This window comes from Pseudomonas sp. JH-2 (assembly GCF_036231725.1).
Taxonomy (GTDB): domain Bacteria; phylum Pseudomonadota; class Gammaproteobacteria; order Pseudomonadales; family Pseudomonadaceae; genus Pseudomonas; species Pseudomonas delhiensis.
Genome location: NZ_JAZAQP010000080.1, coordinates 1 through 19967 on the forward strand (window position 1 = coordinate 1; position 19967 = coordinate 19967).

General features: G+C 69.6%; 15 protein-coding genes. 5 read left to right on the plus strand and 10 right to left on the minus strand.

Annotated elements, in window-relative coordinates; translation table 11 throughout:
• Positions 1 to 284 precede the first annotated feature (284 nt).
• Genes VV867_RS29835 through VV867_RS29850 form a run of 4 tightly spaced genes read right to left on the minus strand, consistent with a single transcriptional unit; the run spans position 285 to position 5093 of the window.
• Entirely contained in the window at positions 285 to 1184 is a 900-nt protein-coding gene (locus VV867_RS29835; protein WP_328568336.1) for an HlyD family secretion protein, read from the minus strand.
• A gap of 13 nt (positions 1185 to 1197) precedes the next feature.
• Entirely contained in the window at positions 1198 to 1398 is a 201-nt protein-coding gene (locus tag VV867_RS29840; RefSeq protein ID WP_328568345.1) for a DUF1656 domain-containing protein, read from the minus strand.
• 4 nt (positions 1399 to 1402) lie between these two features.
• Complete coding sequence (locus tag VV867_RS29845) at positions 1403 to 3583, minus strand: FUSC family protein (RefSeq protein ID WP_328568337.1); 2181 nt, start codon at positions 3581 to 3583, stop codon at positions 1403 to 1405.
• Position 3584: 1 nt separating this feature from the next.
• On the minus strand, positions 3585 to 5093 hold the full coding sequence (locus tag VV867_RS29850; protein ID WP_109933573.1) for an efflux transporter outer membrane subunit: 1509 nt from the start codon (positions 5091 to 5093) through the stop codon (positions 3585 to 3587).
• A 198-nt stretch (positions 5094 to 5291) separates the two neighbouring features.
• On the opposite strand from VV867_RS29850, the gene VV867_RS29855 reads away from it, so the two are divergent.
• Positions 5292 to 6233, plus strand: coding sequence for a LysR family transcriptional regulator (locus tag VV867_RS29855; RefSeq protein WP_109933574.1), 942 nt, complete (start codon positions 5292 to 5294; stop codon positions 6231 to 6233).
• Positions 6234 to 6362: 129 nt separating this feature from the next.
• A complete protein-coding gene (locus tag VV867_RS29860; protein WP_109933575.1) occupies positions 6363 to 7337 on the plus strand; it encodes a 2-hydroxyacid dehydrogenase in 975 nt (324 codons plus the stop codon).
• Between the two features lie 164 nt (positions 7338 to 7501).
• Here the strand turns inward: VV867_RS29860 and VV867_RS29865 are convergent, their stop codons facing one another.
• Entirely contained in the window at positions 7502 to 8401 is a 900-nt protein-coding gene (locus VV867_RS29865) for a DMT family transporter (protein ID WP_109933576.1), read from the minus strand.
• Between the two features lie 137 nt (positions 8402 to 8538).
• On the opposite strand from VV867_RS29865, the gene VV867_RS29870 reads away from it, so the two are divergent.
• Complete coding sequence (locus tag VV867_RS29870; protein ID WP_328568338.1) at positions 8539 to 9414, plus strand: AraC family transcriptional regulator; 876 nt, start codon at positions 8539 to 8541, stop codon at positions 9412 to 9414.
• 332 nt (positions 9415 to 9746) lie between these two features.
• Here the strand turns inward: VV867_RS29870 and VV867_RS29875 are convergent, their stop codons facing one another.
• From VV867_RS29875 to VV867_RS29895, 5 genes are all read right to left on the minus strand, one after another.
• Complete coding sequence (locus VV867_RS29875; protein ID WP_328568339.1) at positions 9747 to 10070, minus strand: DUF3325 domain-containing protein; 324 nt, start codon at positions 10068 to 10070, stop codon at positions 9747 to 9749.
• Positions 10070 to 11599 (minus strand): PepSY-associated TM helix domain-containing protein, encoded by a 1530-nt coding sequence (locus VV867_RS29880; RefSeq protein ID WP_328568340.1) that lies wholly within the window; start codon positions 11597 to 11599, stop codon positions 10070 to 10072. The genes VV867_RS29875 and VV867_RS29880 overlap by 1 nt, the downstream gene beginning before the upstream one ends.
• Positions 11596 to 11889 carry a DUF3649 domain-containing protein gene (locus tag VV867_RS29885; RefSeq protein ID WP_328568341.1) on the minus strand — a complete coding sequence of 98 codons (294 nt, stop codon included), beginning with the start codon at positions 11887 to 11889 and terminating at the stop codon, positions 11596 to 11598. The genes VV867_RS29880 and VV867_RS29885 overlap by 4 nt, the downstream gene beginning before the upstream one ends.
• A 450-nt stretch (positions 11890 to 12339) precedes the next feature.
• Positions 12340 to 14775: a TonB-dependent siderophore receptor gene (locus tag VV867_RS29890; RefSeq protein ID WP_328568342.1), complete on the minus strand. Its 2436-nt coding sequence runs from the start codon at positions 14773 to 14775 to the stop codon at positions 12340 to 12342.
• A gap of 86 nt (positions 14776 to 14861) precedes the next feature.
• A complete protein-coding gene (locus VV867_RS29895) occupies positions 14862 to 16253 on the minus strand; it encodes an aminotransferase-like domain-containing protein (protein WP_328568343.1) in 1392 nt (463 codons plus the stop codon).
• A gap of 124 nt (positions 16254 to 16377) precedes the next feature.
• On the opposite strand from VV867_RS29895, the gene VV867_RS29900 reads away from it, so the two are divergent.
• Entirely contained in the window at positions 16378 to 17241 is an 864-nt protein-coding gene (locus tag VV867_RS29900) for a DMT family transporter (RefSeq protein ID WP_328568344.1), read from the plus strand.
• A gap of 426 nt (positions 17242 to 17667) precedes the next feature.
• On the plus strand, positions 17668 to 19695 hold the full coding sequence (locus VV867_RS29905) for a DEAD/DEAH box helicase (RefSeq protein WP_109935814.1): 2028 nt from the start codon (positions 17668 to 17670) through the stop codon (positions 19693 to 19695).
• Positions 19696 to 19967: the final 272 nt, after the last annotated feature.

Consider the following 19967-nt stretch of genomic DNA (forward strand, 5'->3'; position numbering starts at 1 on the left):
GTAGGAGCGCGCCCTGCGCGCGATTTCGCGGGCAGGGCCCGCTCCTACAGGTTGCCGGGAAACACGGTATTCCTCCCTCGTAGGAGCGGACCTTGTCCGCGATAGCCGGACGTCCCGGCGCGGTTCGCGGATGAGATTCGCTCCTACGCTGCCCTACCCACGCCATTCCATGTAGGAGCGCGCCCTGCGCGCGAAATAGCGGGCAGGGCCCGCTCCTACAGGGCCTCCGCCGGGAAAAACGAACGGGGGCCGAAGCCCCCGTTTTTACCTAACGCGCATTGCGCTCACTGCACCGTCGCGCCCTGCTCGTCCACCGCGTCCCGGCTGCCCGGGTTGACAATCACCGTGGTGGTGATGCCCGCCGCCAGCAGCACGCCGTCCGGCACTTCGTCGATGTGGATGCGCACCGGCACGCGCTGGGCCAGGCGCACCCAGTTGAAGGTCGGGTTGACGTCGGCGACCAGCTCGCGGCTTTCCGGGTTGTCGCGGTCGTAGATGGCGCGGGCGATGCTTTCCACGTGGCCCTTCAGGCGCTGGCCGCTCATCAGCTGCAGCTCGGCCGGGTCGCCCACGGCGATGTGCGGCAGCTTGGTTTCCTCGAAGTAGCCGTAGACCCAGTAGGAGTTCTGGTCGACCACCGCCATCTTCGCCTCGCCGGCGCGGGCGTAGTCGCCGCGGTGCACGTTGAGGTTGGTCACGTAGCCGTCCACCGAGGCGCGCACCTGGGTGCGCTCCAGGTTCAGCTTGGCGGCGTCCAGCGCGGCCAGGGCCTGCTGGTAGTCGGCCTCGGCGGCGGCGGCGGTGTTGCTGGCGTCGTCCAGGCTCTCGCGGGACACCACTTCGTTGTCCATGGCCGCGCGGCGCTTGGCGTTGAGCTGGCGCATCTTCAGGGTGGCCAGGCGCGAGGCGACCTGGGCCTCGGCCTGCTTCACGGCGATGCGGTAGTGGTCGGGGTCGATCTGCATCAGCAGGTCGCCCTTCTTCACCTGCTGGTTGTCGCGCACCGGCACCTCGACCACCACCCCGGACACGTCCGGGGCGACGTTGATGATGTCGGCGCGCACGCGGCCGTCGCGGGTCCAGGGGGTGTCCATGTAGTTCACCCAGAGGGTGCGGCCGATGAACACGGCGACCACCAGGATGATCAGGGTCGCCAGCAGGCTGAAGACGGATTTCAAGGTCATGGGTACTGGCTCGTTATCGGTAGACGGTCAGGGACAGGCCGCCGAACAGGCAGGCGAACAGGCACACGCGGAACAGCGCCGGGTGCCAGGTGAAGCGGTACAGGCCGATGGAGGCGAAGATGCGGTCGAGGCCCCAGCAGATCACCGCCGCGATCACGAAGAGCGCCGTGAGGGTCGGCATGTAGACGCCGTGGAAGGCGATTTCCCGCGGCAGGTCGTCAAGCAGCATGGCTGGCGGTTCCTTGGCTGGCATCACGCAGCGGCGACTGCGGGTCGAGCAGCGTGGTGCGGATGAAGTGCAGGTAGCTGACCACCCGGCGCAGGGGCGAACTCTCGAAGTCCGGCGCGCACGGCTCCTCGGTGGCCTTGGTGGTGAGTATGGCGTGCTCCACGGCGGCCAGGGCGCGCTCGCGGTTGGCCTCGCCCGGCTGCATGAACAGGCGGATCAGCGCCCGGCCCATGCTGCGGATGGCCTGGCGCCAGGGCATGGCCTCGGCGTAGCAGGGCTCGTCCGGCAGGCGCTCCTGCTCGTTGCGCAGCTCGATGACGGCATGGCCCACCTCCAGCACCAGGAACATCCAGCGCAGCAGGCCGCGCTGCACATCCGGGCGGCGGGCGGCGACGCCATAGGCCTGGTTCATCAGGTCGCGGGTGCCGCTCTCGAAGGTGGCTTCCAGGCCCGCACCCCTGCCGCTGATGGCCTGCACCACGCGCATGCGCAGGTCCTTCTCCAGGCGCCGCCACAGCCAGGCGCTGGTGGGCGGCAGCAGCACCGCCACCATCAGCGCGGCGCAGCTCTGCGACAGCACCAGGGCGATGTACTCGTTGAGCATGCGCCCGGCGTCGTAGACGGTCATGTTGGCCGGGATGGCGCCGAAGCTGAAGAACACCAGCAGGCCCAGGCCGTAGCCGCCGTAGGCCGGCTTCACCGAGAGGAAGGCGCCCAGGGCGAACACCGGGGCCAGGGCCGCGCACAGCAGCGGGAAGCCGTCCAGGTGGGGGAACACGAAGAAGGTCTCGGCGAAGCCGAAGATGGCCGCGAAGAAGGTGCCCACGGCCATCTGCATGGCCAGCCTGGCCGGGTCCGGCACGGCCGAGACCAGCGCCGCCACCGCCGCAGCGTTGAGCACGAAGGTGCTGCCGCTGGGCCAGGCGGTCTCGATCCAGAACAGGCCGAACACCAGGATCATGATGGTGGTGCGCGCCCCGGCGACCAGCGAGCCGACCATGTTGGCCTTGGGCGAGAAGCCGAACTTCCAGTTCTCCCGCTCGTGGCGGTGGTCGGCCAGGGAGGCGTGGGTCAGGGCGTAGTTGTGCAGGTCGGCCACCAGGCGGTAGAGCAGCTCGGCGGCGGTGTTGAAGTCCAGCCGCTCGCCCACGTCCTCGACCTTCTCGCGCACGCCGGCGCGGGCCTCGCGGATGCGCTGCATCAGGCGCTGGCGGCGCATCTCCAGCTGCTCGGCCAGGGCCGCGGCGTCGCGGTCCAGCAGCGGCTTGCCCTGCCACGGCCCGAGCACTTCGCGCAGCTCGTCCAGGCACGGCTCCAGGGCTTCCAGCACGCGCTCGCCGCCCTGGCTGCGCAGGCGTTCGAGCAACTGGTGCAGGGCGTGGTAGCGGGTGGTCAGGACCATGAACTCGTTGTTCAGGCGCGCCAGGCGGCCGCTGCGCAGGCGCATGTGCGGGTCCTCGAAGCGCGTGGCGCTGCGCAGCGCCTCCAGGCCCACGGCCTGGGACACGAAGTTGACGTTGGCCGCCTCGAAGCGCTGGCGCTGGCCGCCGCCGAGGTTGTCGAGGACGAACCAGGCGAAGGCGCCGAAGCGCTGGTACAGGGCGTTGCGCATGGCCGCGGCGGAGGTCTGCGGCAGCACCACGGCGCTGACCACGGTCGAGCAGAGGATGCCCAGGCTGATCTCCAGCACCCGCCACACCGCCGACATGAAGGCGGCTTCCGGGTGCAGGGTGGCCGGCAGGCCGATGAGGGTCGCGGTATAGCCGGCCAGCACGCAGGCGTAGGAACGGAAGTCGCGGTAGCGCGCGGCGCCGGCGGTGCAGGCGCCGACCCACAGCGCCACCACCAGCAGGAACAGCACCCGCTCCTGGGCGAACACGGCGATCAGCGCCACCATCACCGTCAGCCCGACGAGGGAGCCGAGGATGCGGTAGAAGCTCTTGGCGAACACCTGGCCGCTCTGCGGCTGCATCACGATGAACACGGTGATGGTCGCGGTGCTCGGCTGCGGCAGCTCCAGGCGCATGGCCAGCCACAGGGTGAGCATGGCGGCGGTCAGCACCTTGGCGACGTAGACCCAGGTCACGCCGTCGCTGCGCGCCCACTCGAAGAAGGCGCGGCGCACCTCCTCCAGCGGCGAGCGGGTCTGCAGGGCTTGGCTGTTGGCCATCTCAGCGCTCGCCCAGGGGTTTCACGGAAACGCTCTCGGGGACCATCTGCCGCTCGCCCGGGGCGTCCTTGGGCGCCATCAGGCCGCCGCCGAGGGCCACCACCAGGCCGGCGTGGGTCTCCAGGCGCGCGGCCTGCACCTGCTGCAGCGTCAGCTGCTGCTGGAACAGGCGGGTCTGGGCGTTGAGCACGTTGAGGTAGTCGGTCAGGCCGCCGCGGTAGGCCTTGGTGGCGATGTCGTAGGTCTTCTGCGCGGACGCCACCGCCTGCTCGGCCAGGGTCTGCTGCTTCTCCATCGAATGGGTGCGGATCAGCTGGTCGGAAACGCCCTTGAGCGCCTGCACCAGGGTCTGGTTGTACTGCGCCACGGCGGCATCGTAGCCGGCCGACTCCTGGCCCAGCTGGGCGCGGCGGCGGCCACCGTCGAAGATCGGCAGGGAGATCGCCGGGCCCGCGCTGTAGGTGAACTTGCGCGCGGTGATGAACTCCAGCATGCCGCCGCCGACGGCGCTGTAGCCCAGGCTGGCGATCAGGTCGACGTTGGGATAGAACTCGGCGCGGGCCACGTCCACGCCCTTGGCTTGCGCTGCGACCTTCCAGCGCATGGCGACCACGTCCGGGCGGCGACCGACCAGTTCCAGCGGCAGCGCGCTGGGCAGCCCCGGCTGCCTGGCCAGGGCCAGCTGCGGCCGCTTGAGCGCGGCACCGGCGCCCGGGCCCTTGCCGGCCAGGGCAGCGATCTGGTTGCGCGACAGCGCGATGGCTTCCTCGATGGCGTCGATCTTGCGCTTGGTCTCCGGCAGCGGCACCTCGGCCTCGCTGACCTCGAACTGGGTGCCCAGGCCCCCGGCCAGGCGGCGCTGGGCCAGGGAGAGGATCTGTTGCTGCTGCTCGAGCATGGCCTCGGCGATGTCCAGCTCGGCGTACTGCAGCGACATCTGGATGTAGGCACGGACGACGTTGTTTTCCAGCTCCAGCTGGGCCATGCGCGCCTCGGCGGCGGTCATGTAGGCCACGTTCATGTAGCGCTCGGTGTTGCTGCGCTCGCGGCCCCAGAGGTCGAGGTTGTAGGAGAAGCCCAGCGCGGCGTTGTTGTTCCAGCTGGTGGTGTCGGCCAGGTCGCCCGGGCCGTAGAAGTAGTCGGTGGGCCACCTGTGGCGCAGCAGCGAGGCGTCGCCGTTGACCTGCGGCGCCTCGGCGGACTCGGCCACCCCGGCCATGGACAGCGCCATGCGCACCCGCGCCTCGGCCTCGGAAAGGCTCGGGCTGTTGTCCAGGGCGGTTTGCACCCAGGTGTTCAACTGCGGGTCGCCGAAGGCGCGCCACCACTGCTCGGCCGGCCACTTCGCATCGCGGTTGGCGGACTGGATGGCGGCATCGGTGGCCAACTGGTCATTGCCCAGGCGCTGTTCCTGCGGGGCGATGCCATGGGTACTGATGCAACCGGCAATTGTTGAGAAAACGACAAAGGAGCCGACGAACGCCAGTCCTTTCACGAGGTGACGCGACACGGTTGAGGGTCCTGGAGGGTGGGCTTGCTGTTTCAGCGTAGAGGATGCCGAAGAAACCATTCGGGCGAGTAAATTCTAGGGAGACGGGGCGAAACGGATAAGACGGCCAATTTGTGAATCTTTATTACCGATAATGAAATAATGTGGCTGGATGTCTCATGTGACAATAGGTCACCCTGTCGTTCCCGAGGGCTCCGAATGGACACTCTGCAAACCATGCGCGCGTTCGTCTGCGTGGCCGAGACCGGCAGCTTCACCGCCGCGGCCCAGCAGCTGGGCACCACCACAGCCTACGTCTCGCGCGCCGTGGCCAACCTGGAAACCCACCTGCGCGCGCGCCTGCTCAACCGCACCACCCGGCGCATCGCCCTGACCGAGGCGGGCCAGCGCTACCTGCTGCGCTGCGAGCAGATCCTCGCCTACGTCGAGGAGGCCGAAGCCGAGGCCGGCGACGCCCACGCCCGCCCCGCCGGGCGCCTGCGCGTGCACTCGATGACCGGCATCGGCCAGCACTACGTCATCCGCGCCATCGCCGGCTACCGCCAGCAGCACCCGGAGGTCAGCTTCGAGCTGACCATGGCCAACCGCGTGCCCGACCTGCTCGACGAAGGCTTCGACGTGGCCATAGTAGTGGCCACCGAGCTGCCCGACTCCGGCCTGGTGTCGCAGCGCATCGGCGAGACCTACAGCATCCTCTGCGCCTCGCCCTCCTACATCGAGGCCCGCGGCGCGCCGCGCACCCCCAGCGACCTGGTCAACCACGACTGCCTGCGCCTGGTCAGCCCGGTGCTGGCCCTGGACAAGTGGCTGTTCGACGGCCCCAACGGCCAGGAAATGATCACCGTCGGCCCGCCGACCTTCCAGGTCAACGTCGGCGACGCCATGACCGAGGCCATCCGCTGCGGCATGGGCGTGGGCGCGCTGCCGGTGTATTCGGCGCTGGAGGGCCTGGAAGACGGCTCGCTGGTGCGCGTGCTGCCGCACCACAAGCTGCAGCTGCTCAACGTCTACGCCCTGTACCCCTCGCGCCAGTACCTGGACGCCAAGATCAAGACCTGGGTCGGCTACCTGCGCGAGAACCTGCCCGGCGTGCTGCAGGCCGACGAGGCCGGCATGGCGCGCCCGCACCTGGCGCCGTGAGGCCCCGCGTGGTTTCGGCCGCGCGATAACCGCACCGCATCGCCGCAAGCAGAACCGACAGGCTTGCCAAGGGCGGTGGCGGGGATGCTAGGGTTGCGCTCCCGTCTGTCAGTCGTTGCCTTCCCGAACATGAAAAAGAACGTCTTCGTCTTCAGCCGCCTGGCGCCCGAGCACCTCGAACGCCTGCGCGGCCAATTCAACGTCAGCGTGCTCGATCCCAAGCAGGGCGACGTCGACGCCCAGCTCGCCGCCGCCCTGCCCCAGGCCCACGGCATGATCGGCGTCGGCCGCCCGCTGGGCGAGAAGCAGTTGGCCCAGGCCGGGCAGCTGGAAGTCATCTCCAGCGTCTCGGTGGGCTACGACAACTACGACCTGGCCTACCTGAACCAGCGTGGCATCGCCCTGACCAACACCCCGGACGTGCTCACCGAGACCACCGCCGACCTCGGCTTCGCCCTGATCATGGCCACCGCCCGGCGCACCGCCGAGCTGGACGCCTGGACCAAGGCCGGCCACTGGAAGCGCACCGTGGACGCGGCGCAGTTCGGCGTCGACGTGCATGGCAAGAAGCTCGGCATCCTCGGCCTGGGCCGCATCGGCGCGGCCATCGCCCGCCGCGGCCGCTTCGGCTTCGACATGGACATCCTCTACCACGGCAACACCCGCAAGCCGGAGCTGGAGCAGCAACTGGGCGCGCGCTTCTGCGGCTTCGACGAACTGCTCGGCGAGGCCGACTTCGTCTGCGTGGTGGTGCCGCTGTCCGACGCCACCCGCAAGCTGATCGGCAAGCGCGAGCTGGAGCTGATGAAGCCCAGCGCCATCCTGGTCAACATCGCCCGCGGCCAGGTAGTCGACGAGGCGGCGCTGGTGGAGGCGCTGCAGGACAAACGCATCCTCGCCGCCGGCCTGGACGTGTACGAGAAGGAACCCCTGGCCGAATCGCCGCTGTACGCCCTGCCCAACGCGGTGACCCTGCCGCACATCGGCTCGGCCACCCACGAGACGCGCCGCGCCATGGCCGAATGCGCCCTGGCCAACTTCGAGGCGGCGCTGCGCGGCGAACGGCCGAAGAACCTGGTCAACCCGCAGGTGTGGAAGGGCTGATCCGAGCGTAGGGCGTATGACCGTTCGCGGTCATACGCCGATACACCCCACTCCATCGGCAACTTCGTGGCTGACCTTGGCGCTGGCTGGGGCCCATTTCGGCAATACCACGGCACGGTCTGATGCCACGGCTAAGCGGCGTATAACGCAGAGCGTTATACGCCCTACGTCCTTGCCAACCGTGTCGCCGGCTCCGGCTTCGGCTTGCGGAACACCAGCACGTTGCCGGCCATCACCAGCGCCAGCCCGGCCAGGGCCGGCGCGCTCCACTGGTAGCCCTCCATGAACGCCGAGACGTTCAGCGCCACCACCGGGAACAGCACGGTGCAATAGGCCGCGCGCTCCGGCCCCATGCGCCCGACCAGGGTCAGGTAGGCGGTGAAGCCGATCACCGAGCCGGGAATCGCCAGGTACAGCAGCGAACCGACGTAGCGCGCGCTGCCATCGAAGGTGAAGGGCACGCCCTGCACCAGGCAGATCGCCAGCAGGATCAGCGCGCCGTAGAGCATGCCCCAGGCATTGGTGCTCAGCGGGCGCAGCCCGGCTTTCTGCTGCAGGCTGGACAGCAGGTTGCCGGCGGAGAAGCACAGCGTGCCCAGCAGGGCCAGGCCCAGGCCGTAGAAGGTCTCGCGGCTGGCGGCGTGGCCGGTCAGCTCCGGCCAGAACAGCAGGGCCAGGCCGAGCAGGCCCAGGGCGCCGCCGCCGGCGACGTTCGGGGCGATGCGCTGGCCGAAGAAGAGGCGCGCGTTCAGCGCGTTCCACAGGGTGGCGGTGGAGAACACCACGGCGATCAGCCCGCTGGGAATCCACTGGCTGGCGGTGTAGAAGCACAGGAAGTTCACGCAGAACAGGCACACCCCCTGGGCCAGGCACAGCGCCTGGCCGCGCCGGCCCAGCGGTTGCAGGCGGCGGCTGAGCAGGAGGATGGCGAACAGCACCAGGGCCGCCAGGGCGAAGCGGTAGGCGATGGACAGCGGGATGGCCACCGCCCCCACCTGCAGCTTGATGGCGATCCAGGTGGTGCCCCAGATGAGCACCGTGAGCAGGTAGAGCGACAGGTTCATGGCTGGCCTCCGGTCATGGGAGGCCAGTTTCCGCCCGCAGGCAGGGGCGCCGCTTGCAGATTCTTGCGCTTATTGCGACAACCGGGCTGGCAACGCGCGCGGGCGCGGGTAGAGTGATGGCCTAGAGGAGTCGCCCCATGTCCGCCATCGAACAGCTGCAGGTCTTCCAGTCCATGAACAGTTCGCCCAACGCCCGCCTGGAGCGTTGCGCCGAGCTGGGCGACGGCCTGTCCGCGGCCATGTGGAGCAACCGCCACGACGCCCGCGACTACGTCTCGCCGGACCACCACACGCTGTCCTGCTACCTGGACGGCGGCACCGGCACCTTCCGCCGCGGCGCCCCCGGCGCCAAGGGCGCGCCGGACAAGCTGTGCATCATGCCGGCCGGCGAGGAAGCCTCGTGGATCGTCAACGGCGACATCCGCCTGGCGCACCTGTACTTCAGCCCGGAACGCTTCGCCCTGGGCTGCGTGCAGTTGTTCGACCGCGAGCCGCGCGAGCTGCAGCTGCGCGAAAGCACCTTCCTCGACGACCCGCAGCAGGCCGCGCGCTTCCGCCAGCTGGTGCGCCTGGACTGGCGGGAACCGGGCGAGCGCCTGCACACCAGCAGCCTGGCCCAGGCCATCATCGACCACGCCCTGCTCACCCAGGTCGGCCGCCGCGACGGCCTGCGCCTGAAGGGCGGCCTGGCCCCGGCCCTGCGCCGGCGGCTGTGCGAATACATCGAGCAGAACCTGGCCGAGCCGCTCAGCCTGGGCGAGCTGGCGGCGCTGGCGGCCCTTTCGGAATACCACTTCGCACGCATGTTCCGCGAAAGCTTCGGCATGCCGCCGCACCAGTACGTGCTGGCCCAGCGCCTGGCCCGCGCCTGCGAGCTGCTGCGCCAGGGCAACCTGGCGCTGAGCGAGGTAGCCCTGGCCTGCGGCTTCTCCAGCGCCAGCCACTTCGGTAATCGCTTCCGCGCGGCGCTGGGGGCCACACCGGGGGAGTATCGGGTGGCGTTCAGTAGCTGAACGAGGGGCTTTTCGTAGGAGCGAGGGGGACGCCTAGTTCTTGCTCGCGAAGGGGGCTTATCCTGGCGTCATTGGTGTTTGGATGAACTCCGTCCCCTCTCCCCAACCCTCTCCCTGAAGGGAGAGGGGGCTGTCCGTGCCGAGAGAAGGCTAGGTTTCAGCCGGTAGCTTTCGATGCTGCCGGCTAACTCCAGAACATCCATTTCTGCCCAACGGTCCCCTCTCCCTTCAGGGAGAGGGTTAGGGAGAGGGCGCTCTTAACCCCAACACCAGAGCAACCGGGAATACTCCATTCGCGAGCAAGCTCGCTCCTACAAGAGCATCCCCAGCAATCACCCCAATACCGCCAACACCCCACCCACCAGCGGCACCCCCGCCGCCGCCGGCAGCGCCAGGCGTGGCAGCCAGGCCAGCAGGGCCACCAGGGTGACGGTGGCGAGCATCAGCAGGCAGGCCCAGTAGACCAGCCCCAGCTCGATGCCCAGCAGGTGGATGCAATAGGCCACTGCCAGGCCGCCGTCCACCAGCGCCACGCCGCGCAGCAGGCGCACGCGGCCCTCGCTGGGCGCGCTGCCGAACAGCTCGCGGTGGTGGCGGGCGAGCCCCAGGCAGGCGGCGGTCATCGCCAGCAGGTTGAGACCGAAGACCAGCAGCATCAGGCGTACTCCCCTTCCACGCGTTCACGGCGGCGCGCCCTGGTTTCGGGCGCCCGCGGGCGGCCCAGGCGCCAGGCCAGGGCGGCGCACAGCGCGCCGCTGAGCAGCAGGGCCAGGTCGACGCCGGCGAGCAGCCAGTCGCCGCGGGCCAGGCTGCTGGTCAGGCGGCCCGGCTCGGGGCCGAACAGCCCCAGCAGCGGCAGGCCGAGGGCCAGCACGGCGGCGACCAGCGCCTGCTCGCGGGCGGTGCGGCCGCTGCCCTGGCGCCACGCCGCGTGCAGCAGCGCCAGCAGCCAGACCACCACGAAGGTGCCGGCTTCCCAGCGTTGGCGCTGCAGCAGCTCCACCGGCAGCAGGCGCGAGGCCGCCAGCAGGCCCAGGCTGGCCAGGGGCAGGCCGCCGCAGACCGCGGCATTGAGCGTGCGCACCAAGCCCAGGCCGGCGCTGCCGCGGGCTTCGCGCTTGGCCACCCAGACCTGCAGGCCGCCGAAGATCATCCCGCAGCCGGCCAGGCCCAGCAGCAGGTAGAGGACGCGCACCAGAGGGCCGCCGAACTGCGCCATGTGCAGCCCGGTGAGCCAGGCATAGGTCTTGTAGCCGTTGCCGTAGGGCGGCTGCACGTGCAGCAGCGCGCCACTGCCGGCATCGAAGGAGACGGTGCGCTGGTCGTTGACCATGCCGCGGTCCACGGCCCTGCGGATCTGCACCATGGAGGAGGCGTCGTTGGGGTGCTCGAGGTTGATCCAGCCCAACCGGCTGTCGTCGCCCCACAGCTCGTGGGCGCGCTCGACCATGCGCGAGATCGGCTTCGGCGGCTTGGCCGGGCGGCCCAGCTCCTCGCGGTCGAAGGCGTGCTGCACCTCGTGCTCGAAGCGCTCGAAATCGCCCTTGTAGGCGACCTTGATGCCGGCCTGCATGTACAGGGTGATGAAGATCACCAGCCCGGTGTAGGCCAGCAGCACGTGGAACGGCAGGCCGACCACCCCCAGCACGTTGTGCGCGTCGAGCCAGCTGCGCTGGCGCGCCGCCTTCGGCCGCAGGGTGAAGAAATCCTTGAAGATGCGCCGGTGGACGATCACCCCGCTGACCATCGCCACCAGCATGAACATCCCGGCCACGCCGACGATGTAGATGCCCAGGGTGCCGGCATGCAGGCCGTAGTGCAGATCGAAGAAGAAGCGCCCGCCGACGGTCTTCGGCAGTTCCTCGCCGGTCTGGGCGTCGATCAGGAAGGACTGGAACTCGCCGAGGTCGCTGGGCACCCAGCCGGCGGTCCAGTAGGGCGCGCGCTCGCTCGGCGGCAGCATCCAGTAGGCATGGGCCTTGGGTGCCCGCTGGGCCAGGGTGGCATGGACCTGGTCCACCCCCACCGCCGGCTGTGGCGCCTCGTGCAGTTGCGGCAGCATCCAGCGCGTCAGCTCCGCGTCGAAGCACGACAGGCTGCCGGAGAACACCACCACGAACAGCAGCCAGCTGACCAGCAGGCCGCTCCAGGTGTGCAGCCCGGACATCGACTGGCGTAGGCTCATGGGCGCACCCCGAAATCGTGGGGCAGGAACGCCGCCAGCGCCAGCAGCGCGCTCAGCGCCAGCGGCGCCAGGCAGGCGCGCCAGGTGCTGCGGGCGGCGAACACGTAGAGGATGGCCACCACCCAGACCATGAAGCAGCCCAGGCTGGCGAAGGCCACGCGGTCGGCGCGGGCCAGCGGCAGGTAGACGCTGAGGAAGGCGGTGCTGGTGTAGGCCAGGGCGTAGCCGCCGAAGAGTGCTGCCAGGATGCGTGCGCTGAGCTGTGCGCCGAAGCGGCCCTTGCTGCTCATGGGCGCACCTGGGGCTGGAACGGCGGGAATCCGGACGGGTGCATGGCTGTGCTCACCTGCTGACAGAAGTTCACCCCGAACAGGGGTAGGCAAAAGCGGAAATTTATATGAAATGCGTTCGCATTTGAAAGAGATACGCAAGAACAGATGTGAATAACTGTGTGCGCCATACGCACCATCAGGTATTCCAGGCCGTGAAACGGGTAGGCCTGGCGTAGGGCGAATAACGCTCCGCGTTATCCGCCGTTTGGCCTTGGCCCAAGGCGGCTCCGGGTTCGACCTTGGCCACGGGCGCGCTCCGGGTTCGACCTTGGCGTGGCCTGTGGCCAAGGTGAAACGGCGTATAACCGCGAACGGTTATACGCCCTACGTCACGGGAACGCCCGACGTAGGGCGCATAACGCCACAGGCGTTATCCGCCGCTTGGCCTTGGCCCCAGACGCGCACCGATCACCAGCGGTAGGTAGCGCTGCCCAGCACGTTGCGGCCGTTGCCGTAGATGCAGCGAGTGGCGTCGTAGCAGCCGGCGATGTACTCGCGGTCGGTCAGGTTGGTGGCGTTGACGGCGAAGCGCCAGGGGCCGGTGTCGTAGTGCACGGCGGCGTCCAGCAGGGTGTAGCTGGGCACGTTCAGCGAGTTGTCCGGGGCGCCCGGGCTGCGGCCGTTGTAGCGCACCCCGGCGCCGAAGCCCAGGCCCTTGAGTAGCCCGTCATGCAGGGTGTAGTCGGCCCACAGCGAGGCGATGTTGCGCGGCGTGGGGATGCTGATCGGCGTCTTGCCGTCGCTTTCGTCGTTGGCCTTGGTGTTCTTCACGTCCTGGTAGGTGTAGGTGGCGATCAGGTTCAGCTCGCGGCTCAGCGCGCCCACCGCCTCCAGCTCCAGGCCGCGCGAGCGCACTTCGCCGGTCTGCACGTAGCTGTTGACGTGGGTGGGGTCGGTGTCCGGGGTCAGCACGTCGCGCTGGGTGATCTCGAACACCGCCGCGGTCACGCTGCTGTCCGAGCCCTTGGGCTGGAACTTCACGCCCACCTCGTACTGCTTGGCGCGGGTCGGGTCGAAGGGCTTGCCGGCGTAGTCGGTGCCGGCATTGGGGGTGAAGCCCTCGCTGTAGCTGAAGTACGGCGCCAGGCCGTTGTCCGCCAGGTAGACCAGGCCGACGCGGCCGCTGAAGGCCTCGTCCTTCTGGCTGGTGTGGCTGCTGGAGGCGGTGCTCCAGCTGTCGGTGCTGGCGCTGGCCCAGTCGTAGCGGCCGCCCAGGGACAGCACCCAGTGTTCGTCGAAGTGCAGCTGGTCCTGCAGGTAGACGCCGGTCTGGCGCGAGGTCTGGTCGCTGTAGGTCCAGTCGTCGGCGGTGAAGGCCGAGGCGTCCACCGGGCCGTAGGACGGGCCGCCGTAGAGGTCCAGCGGGGTGGTCAGCACGTAGGCCTGTGGGTCCTTGGTGTGCTGGCGCTGCCAGTCCAGGCCCAGCAGCAGGGTGTGGCGCAGCCAGCCGGTGGCGAAGTCGGCCTGGGCCTGGTTGTCCAGGGTCCAGCGGCTGTACTCGGGGTTCTCGATGCCGGCGTAGCGCAGCAGGGTGCGGTCGTCGCCCATGCCCCAGTAGGCCATGGTGCCGACGCCGTAGACCATGTTGTCGTTGAGGTCGAGGTGGGCGTAGCGCAGGTTCTGGCGCACCTGCCAGACGTCGTTCAGGCGTTTCTCGAACTCGTAGCCCAGGCTGTACTGCTCCTTCTCGTATTTGGAGAAGTGCTCGTCGCCGGTGAAATAGCTGCGGTGGATCTTGCCGTAGGCACTGTGGTTCAGCGTGCCCGAGGCCGGCAGGAAGTTGTCCTGGGCGTTGCTGTCGTCCTTCAGGTAGCTGGCCAGCAGGGTCAGGCGGGTGTCCTCGTCGGGCTGCCAGCTCAGCGATGGCGCCAGGGCCACGCGGCGGTCTTCCCAGGGGGTGTCGCGGATGTCGCCGTCATGGCCGACCATGACCACGCGGTAGCTCCACACCCCGGCGTCGTCCAGCGGGCCGGTGCTGTCGAGGCCCAGCTGCTTGCGCGCATCGCTGCCGTACTGCACCTGGACCTCGTGCTGGGCCACGGTGCTCGGGCGCTTGGACACCTGGTTGATCACCCCGCCCGGGTCGCCCTGGCCGTAGAGCACGCCGGCCGGGCCGCGCAGCACTTCCACGCGCTCCAGCATGTAGGGGTCGACCATCCAGCTGGCCAGGTTGATGGTGGTGGGCAGTTGCAGGCCGTCCTGGTAGGTGGTCGGCGAGAAGCCGCGGATCACCGTGTACCAGTCCGAGCGGTTGTTGGAGCCGTAGGAGGACACGCCGGGGGTATAGCGCAGCGCCTCGTTCACCGACTGCACACCCTGGGCTTCCATGCGCTCGCGGGTGACCACCGAGATGGACTGCGGGGTCTCGTGGATCGGCGTGTCGGTCTTGGTCGCGGTGACGCTGCGCCTGGCCACGTAGCCATGCACCGGGCCCCTGGGGTCTTCCTCGGCCCGGGCGGTGATGGTCTGCGCCTTCATTTCCAGGGCGCCCTCGGTGGCGCTGCGCTGCAGGCGGTAGCTGCCGTCGGCGCTGGATTCGGCGGCCAGGCCGCTGCCCGAGAGCAGCACGACGAAGCCGGCGTCCACCGGGTAGTCGCCTTCCAGGCCCTGGCTGCGCAGGCCGCGGGTCAGCGCCGGGTCGAAGGTCAGCAGCACGCCGGCCTGGCGCGCATATGCATTGAGCGCATCTTCCAGGCTGCCGGCCGGCACCTTGAAGTGCACCGCGGCCGGGGCGGCCAGGGCGGGTACGGCGACAACCAGCGGCAGGCTGGCGACCAGGCCCAGGGTGGCGATGCGCAGGGCGCGCAGCAGCGGGCGCGGCGACGTGTTGGGGAAGCGGGACATGCTGTGGATTTCCTCGTTCGCACAGGCGGGATTGCACAGAGGCCGAACGACCGTGGAAAACCTGCAGAAGAAAATGAAACTATTTTTCAGCGCCCCCGCCGGGCCTGTTCCATGGCCCGTTCGAGCAGTTGGAAGACCCGCGGAGACTGGCACTGGGCGACGTTGAAGCGCAGGAAGTCCGGCGCGTTCTGGCCCAGGCTGAAGACGTTGCCCGGCGCCAGCACCATGCCCTGCTCCAGCGCCGCGCGGGACACCGCCGCGGCATCCAGCCCGGCCGGCAGCCGCGCCCAGACGAACACCCCGCCGCGCGGCTCCAGCCAGGGCTGCAGGCCCAGGCCGCGCAGGCGCGCCAGGGTGTCGCCCATGGCCTCGGCCAGGCGCGCGCGCAGGTTTTCCATGTGCCGACGGTAGCCGCCCTTGCGCAGCAGTTCGTGGAGCAGCTCGGCGTTGAACGGGCTGTTGCCGAAAGAGGTGGCCAGCTTCAGGTCCACCAGTTGCTCGCACCACTGCGGGCGCGCCGCGATGTAGCCGCAGCGCACCGAGGCGGACAGCGTCTTGGAGAAGCTGCCGACCTGGATCACCCGCTGCAGGCCATCGAAGGCGGACAGCCGCGGCGCCTGCTCGTGCTCGAAGTCGGCGAAGATGTCGTCCTCGACTATCAGCAGGTCATGGGCCTCGGCCAGCTTCAGCAGGCGGTGCGCCACCAGCGGCGAGAGCTGCGCGCCGGTGGGGTTGTGGAAGGCCGAGTTGGTGATGTACAGGCGCGGCCGGTGGCGCTGCAGGATTGCGCCGAGGGCCTCGATGTCCGGACCATGCGGTGTGTAGGGCACGCCGATGGCCACCGCGCGGTGGGCGCGCAGCAGGGCCTGGAAGTTGAAGTAACCGGGGTCGTCCACCAGCACCTCGTCGCCGGGCTCCAGCAGGAAGCGGCAGACCAGGTCGATGGCGTGGGTACCCCCGTCGGTGAGCACTATCTGCTGCGCGCCGACCTGCAGGCCATAGTCGCCCAGGCGCCGCGCCAGCTGCTCGCGCAGGCCGGCATGGCCGTAGGGGCGGCCGTACTCCAGCAGGCTCGACTGCGGCTCGCGGGCCAGCTGGCGCAGGGCGCGGCGCAGCTCGTCCTCCGGCAGCCAGGACGGCGGCAGCCAGCCACAGCCGGGCTTGAGCGCATCCTCGGCGGCCTCCAGCGACTGCCGGGAGATCCACAGCGGGTCGATGCTGCGGTCCAGCGCCGGGCCGATCTCGGCCAGCGACAGCAGCGGCAGCCGGCCACAGACATAGAAGCCGGAACCGCGCCGGGCGGCGATCAGGCCCTCGGCGGCGAGGCGCTCGTAGGCCTCCACCACGGTGCTCTTGGACACCTCCAGGCTCTGCGCCAGGGCGCGGATCGACGGCAGCCGCTCGCCCGGCACCAGGCTGCGCGCCGCCAGGCGCTCGCGTACCTGGCGCATCACCCCGTCCACCCGCGTCACGGCCATGGCCACCTCGACTGTACCGATAAAAATCCAGGACAGTTTGTTCGAATTGTACTGATCTGTCACTGGCCGCCCGCCCTCCCCCGCGCCACCATCGCCCCATCCCCTCTCGATTGGCGAATGCTCGATGAATGCATCTCTCGGCGGTTGGTTCAGCGGTTTCCTCGGCGTGCTCATCTTCAGCGGCTCGCTGCCGGCCACGCGGGTGGCGGTGGGCAGCTTCGAGCCGACCTTCCTGACCCTGGCCCGGGCCAGCATCGCCGGGCTGCTCGCCGCGGCCATCCTGTTCGTGCTGCGCCAGCGCCGGCCGGCACGCCAGGACATCCCGGCGCTGCTGGTGGTGGCCCTGGGCGTGGTGGTCGGCTTCCCGCTGCTCACCGCCCTGGCCCTGCGCCACGTCAGCTCGGCCCACGCCATCGTCTTCGTCGGCCTGCTGCCGCTGGCCACCGCCACCTTCGCCGTGCTGCGCGCCGGCGAGCGGCCGCGCCCGGCGTTCTGGGCGTTCTCGCTGGCCGGCAGCGCGGTGGTGGCCGGCTACGCCCTGAGCCAGGGTGGCGCCGGCAGCCTGCCGGGCGACCTGCTGATGCTCGCGGCCATCCTCGCCTGCGGCCTGGGCTACGCCGAGGGCGCGCGGCTGTCGCGGCACCTGGGCAGTTGGCAGGTGATCTGCTGGGTGCTGGTGCTGTCGTTGCCGCTGATGCTGCCGCTGACCCTCTGGACCTGGCCGGCCGACCTCGCCGCGGCCAGCCTGCCGGCCTGGCTGAGCCTGGCCTACGTGTCGCTGTTCAGCATGCTCATCGGTTTCTTCTTCTGGTACCACGGCCTGGCCCGCGGCGGCATCGCCGCGGTCGGCCAGCTGCAGCTGCTGCAGCCCTTCTTCGGCCTGGCCCTGGCCGGCCTGCTGCTGCACGAGCAGGTCAGCCCGCTGATGGCCGCCTCGACCCTGGTGGTGGTGGCCTGCGTGGCGGGGGCACGGCGCTTCGCCCGCTGAGCCGCCGGTGGCAGCGCACCTCGGGAAATAGCGGTATCATCGGGCGTTTGTGTACTTCCCCGGGCTTGCCGGAAGGAACCTCCGATGACCCCACCCGCCGAGCCGCCGGCGGCGCCCGACGACCTGGCGCCGCGCCCGCGCCTGACCCTGGGCAGCCACGTGCACAGCGGCTTCGACCTGCGCAGCGGGCGCATGCAGAACATCGCCCGGCACCGCGCCGCGCTGGCCTTCCTGTATGCCGGCATGCCCGTCTCGGGGCCGATCAACCCGCGCACCGGCAGCGAGCTGCGGGTGTTCCGCGACGACCGCATCGTCCGCCTCAGCCGCCAGCCCGAGTGCGAGCAGCAGTTGCGCCAGCAGTTGCGCCAGTTCGGCTTCAAGCCGGCGATGCGGCGCAGCGACGCCCTGGAGGAAAGCGCCGGGGAGATGTTCGAGCTGCCCGACGACGCCACCTGGCAGCAGTTCATGCGCGAGGGCCTGCCGCAGCTGCGCGAGCGCGGCTGGGACGTGGACGTGCGCCCGGAGTTCGTCTTCGACCTGACGCCCATCGAGAACTGGTACGCCGAGATCGAGGAGACCGACGACCGCCAGTGGTTCGACCTGGAGCTGGGCATCGAGGTCGACGGCCGGCGCATCAGCCTGCTGCCGGCGCTGATCGAGCTGATCCGGCGCATGCCGGCGCTGCTCGACCCGGTCTCCCTGGCCCGCCACGCCGACGACGAGCAACTGGTGCTGCGCCTGGACGCCGGGCGCAACCCGGTGCACAGCTGGCAGACCGCCTCGGAGCGGCCGCTGCGGGTGGCCCTGCCGTTCGGCAAGCTGAAGCCGCTGCTGGGCACCCTGTCCGAGTTCTACCTGGGCGACCAGGCGCCGGTGCGCCGCCTGCGCATGGGCGCGCCGGACGCCGCGCGGCTCTCCGAGCTGGAAGAGCTGCCGCTGCGCTGGCAGGGCGGCGACGAGCTGCGCGAGATCGCCCTGCGCCTGCGCGACTACCGCGCCCAGCCGGCGCCGCTGCCCACGGGCCTGCGCGCCGAGCTGCGGGCCTACCAGCACGAGGGCCTGAGCTGGATGCAGACGCTGCGCGCGGTGGGCGCCAGCGGCATCCTCGCCGACGACATGGGCCTGGGCAAGACGCTGCAATCCCTGGCCCACGTGCTGCTGGAAAAACAGGCCGGGCGACTCACCGCGCCGGCCCTGGTGGTGATGCCCACCAGCCTGATCCCCAACTGGCTGGACGAGGCCGAGCGCTTCACCCCCGACCTGCGCGTGCTGGCCCTGCACGGCGCCGGCCGGCGCCGCGACTTCGCGAAGATCGAGGAACACGACCTCATCCTCACCACCTACGCCCTGCTCCCTCGCGACGCGGAGAAGCTCGGCAAGCACGCCTACCACCTGCTGATCCTCGACGAGGCGCAGAACATCAAGAACGCCGGCACCAAGGCGGCCCAGGCCGCGCGCCAGCTGAACGCGCGGCACCGCCTGTGCCTGACCGGCACGCCGCTGGAGAACCACCTGGGCGAGCTCTGGTCGCTGTTCCACTTCCTGCTGCCCGGCTGGCTGGGCGACGCCAAGCAGTTCACCCAGCACTACCGCACGCCCATCGAGCGCCACGGCGACCAGGCGCGCCTGGCCCACCTGGCGGCGCGCATCCGCCCCTTCCTGCTGCGCCGCACCAAGGAACAGGTGGCCTCGGAGCTGCCGCCCAAGAGCGAATTCATCCAGCACATCGAACTCAGCGAGGCCCAGCGCGACCTCTACGAGACGGTGCGCCTGGCCCTGGACCGCAAGGTCCGCGACGAGATCGCCCGTCGCGGCCTGGCGCGCAGCCGCATCATCATCCTCGAGGCGCTGCTCAAGCTGCGCCAGGTGTGCTGCGACATCCGCCTGGTGCAGAAGGACGCCCCGCCGGCCACCGGCCGCGCCAAGGCGGTGACCTCGGGCAAGCTGGAATACCTGCTGGACATGCTCGAGGAACTGCTCGCCGAAGGCCGCCGCGTGCTGCTGTTCTCGCAGTTCACCTCGATGCTCGCGCTGGTCGGCGAGGCCCTGCAGCAGCGCGGCATCGACTACGCCCTGCTGACCGGCGACAGCCGCGACCGCCGCCAGCCGGTGGAGGACTTCCAGCAGGGCCGCGTGCCGCTGTTCCTGATCAGCCTGAAAGCCGGCGGCGTGGGCCTGAACCTGACCGCGGCGGACACGGTGATCCACTACGACCCCTGGTGGAACCCGGCCGCCGAGAACCAGGCCAGCGACCGCGCCTACCGCATCGGCCAGGACAAGCCGGTGTTCGTCTACAAACTGATCGCCCGCGGCACGGTGGAAGAGAAGATCCAGCTGCTGCAACGGGAAAAAGCCGCGCTGGCCGCCGGCATCCTCGAAGGCGCCGGAACGGATTGGCAGTTGGATGATGCCGATATCGACGCGCTGTTCGCGCCCTTGCCGAAGGCGGTTTGAGGTACCGGGGCGTCCGGCGTGGCCGGTGAGTCCAATCGCGGACGGAGTCCTCCTACGTCCGTGCTTCCTGGAACCGTAGGAGCGGACTCTGACCGCGATTTGGCGCGTTATGCGCCCTACGAACTGGGCTGCCTGTAGGAGCGAGCTTGCTCGCGAATGGGCATATCCCTTTGGCCACTGTTTTTGGGGCCAACTTGAACCGGTCAAGAAATTTTGGACACCGCTTTAGGTTCATGCTGCTGCCTTGAGCTTTTCCTCCATGGCTACCGGGG

Excerpts from the sequence above, each read along its gene's own strand:
- VV867_RS29835 (WP_328568336.1), bottom strand. The coding sequence starts at position 1,184 with ATGACCTTGAAATCCGTCTTCAGCCTGCTGGCGACCCTGATCATCCTG.
- VV867_RS29845 (WP_328568337.1), bottom strand. The coding sequence starts at position 3,583 with ATGGCCAACAGCCAAGCCCTGCAGACCCGCTCGCCGCTGGAGGAGGTG.
- VV867_RS29855 (WP_109933574.1), top strand. The coding sequence starts at position 5,292 with ATGGACACTCTGCAAACCATGCGCGCGTTCGTCTGCGTGGCCGAGACC.
- VV867_RS29860 (WP_109933575.1), top strand. The coding sequence starts at position 6,363 with ATGAAAAAGAACGTCTTCGTCTTCAGCCGCCTGGCGCCCGAGCACCTC.
- VV867_RS29865 (WP_109933576.1), bottom strand. The coding sequence starts at position 8,401 with ATGAACCTGTCGCTCTACCTGCTCACGGTGCTCATCTGGGGCACCACC.
- VV867_RS29870 (WP_328568338.1), top strand. The coding sequence starts at position 8,539 with ATGTCCGCCATCGAACAGCTGCAGGTCTTCCAGTCCATGAACAGTTCG.
- VV867_RS29875 (WP_328568339.1), bottom strand. The coding sequence starts at position 10,070 with ATGCTGCTGGTCTTCGGTCTCAACCTGCTGGCGATGACCGCCGCCTGC.
- VV867_RS29880 (WP_328568340.1), bottom strand. The coding sequence starts at position 11,599 with ATGAGCCTACGCCAGTCGATGTCCGGGCTGCACACCTGGAGCGGCCTG.
- VV867_RS29885 (WP_328568341.1), bottom strand. The coding sequence starts at position 11,889 with ATGAGCAGCAAGGGCCGCTTCGGCGCACAGCTCAGCGCACGCATCCTG.
- VV867_RS29890 (WP_328568342.1), bottom strand. The coding sequence starts at position 14,775 with ATGTCCCGCTTCCCCAACACGTCGCCGCGCCCGCTGCTGCGCGCCCTG.
- VV867_RS29895 (WP_328568343.1), bottom strand. The coding sequence starts at position 16,253 with ATGGCCGTGACGCGGGTGGACGGGGTGATGCGCCAGGTACGCGAGCGC.
- VV867_RS29900 (WP_328568344.1), top strand. The coding sequence starts at position 16,378 with ATGAATGCATCTCTCGGCGGTTGGTTCAGCGGTTTCCTCGGCGTGCTC.
- VV867_RS29905 (WP_109935814.1), top strand. The coding sequence starts at position 17,668 with ATGTTCGAGCTGCCCGACGACGCCACCTGGCAGCAGTTCATGCGCGAG.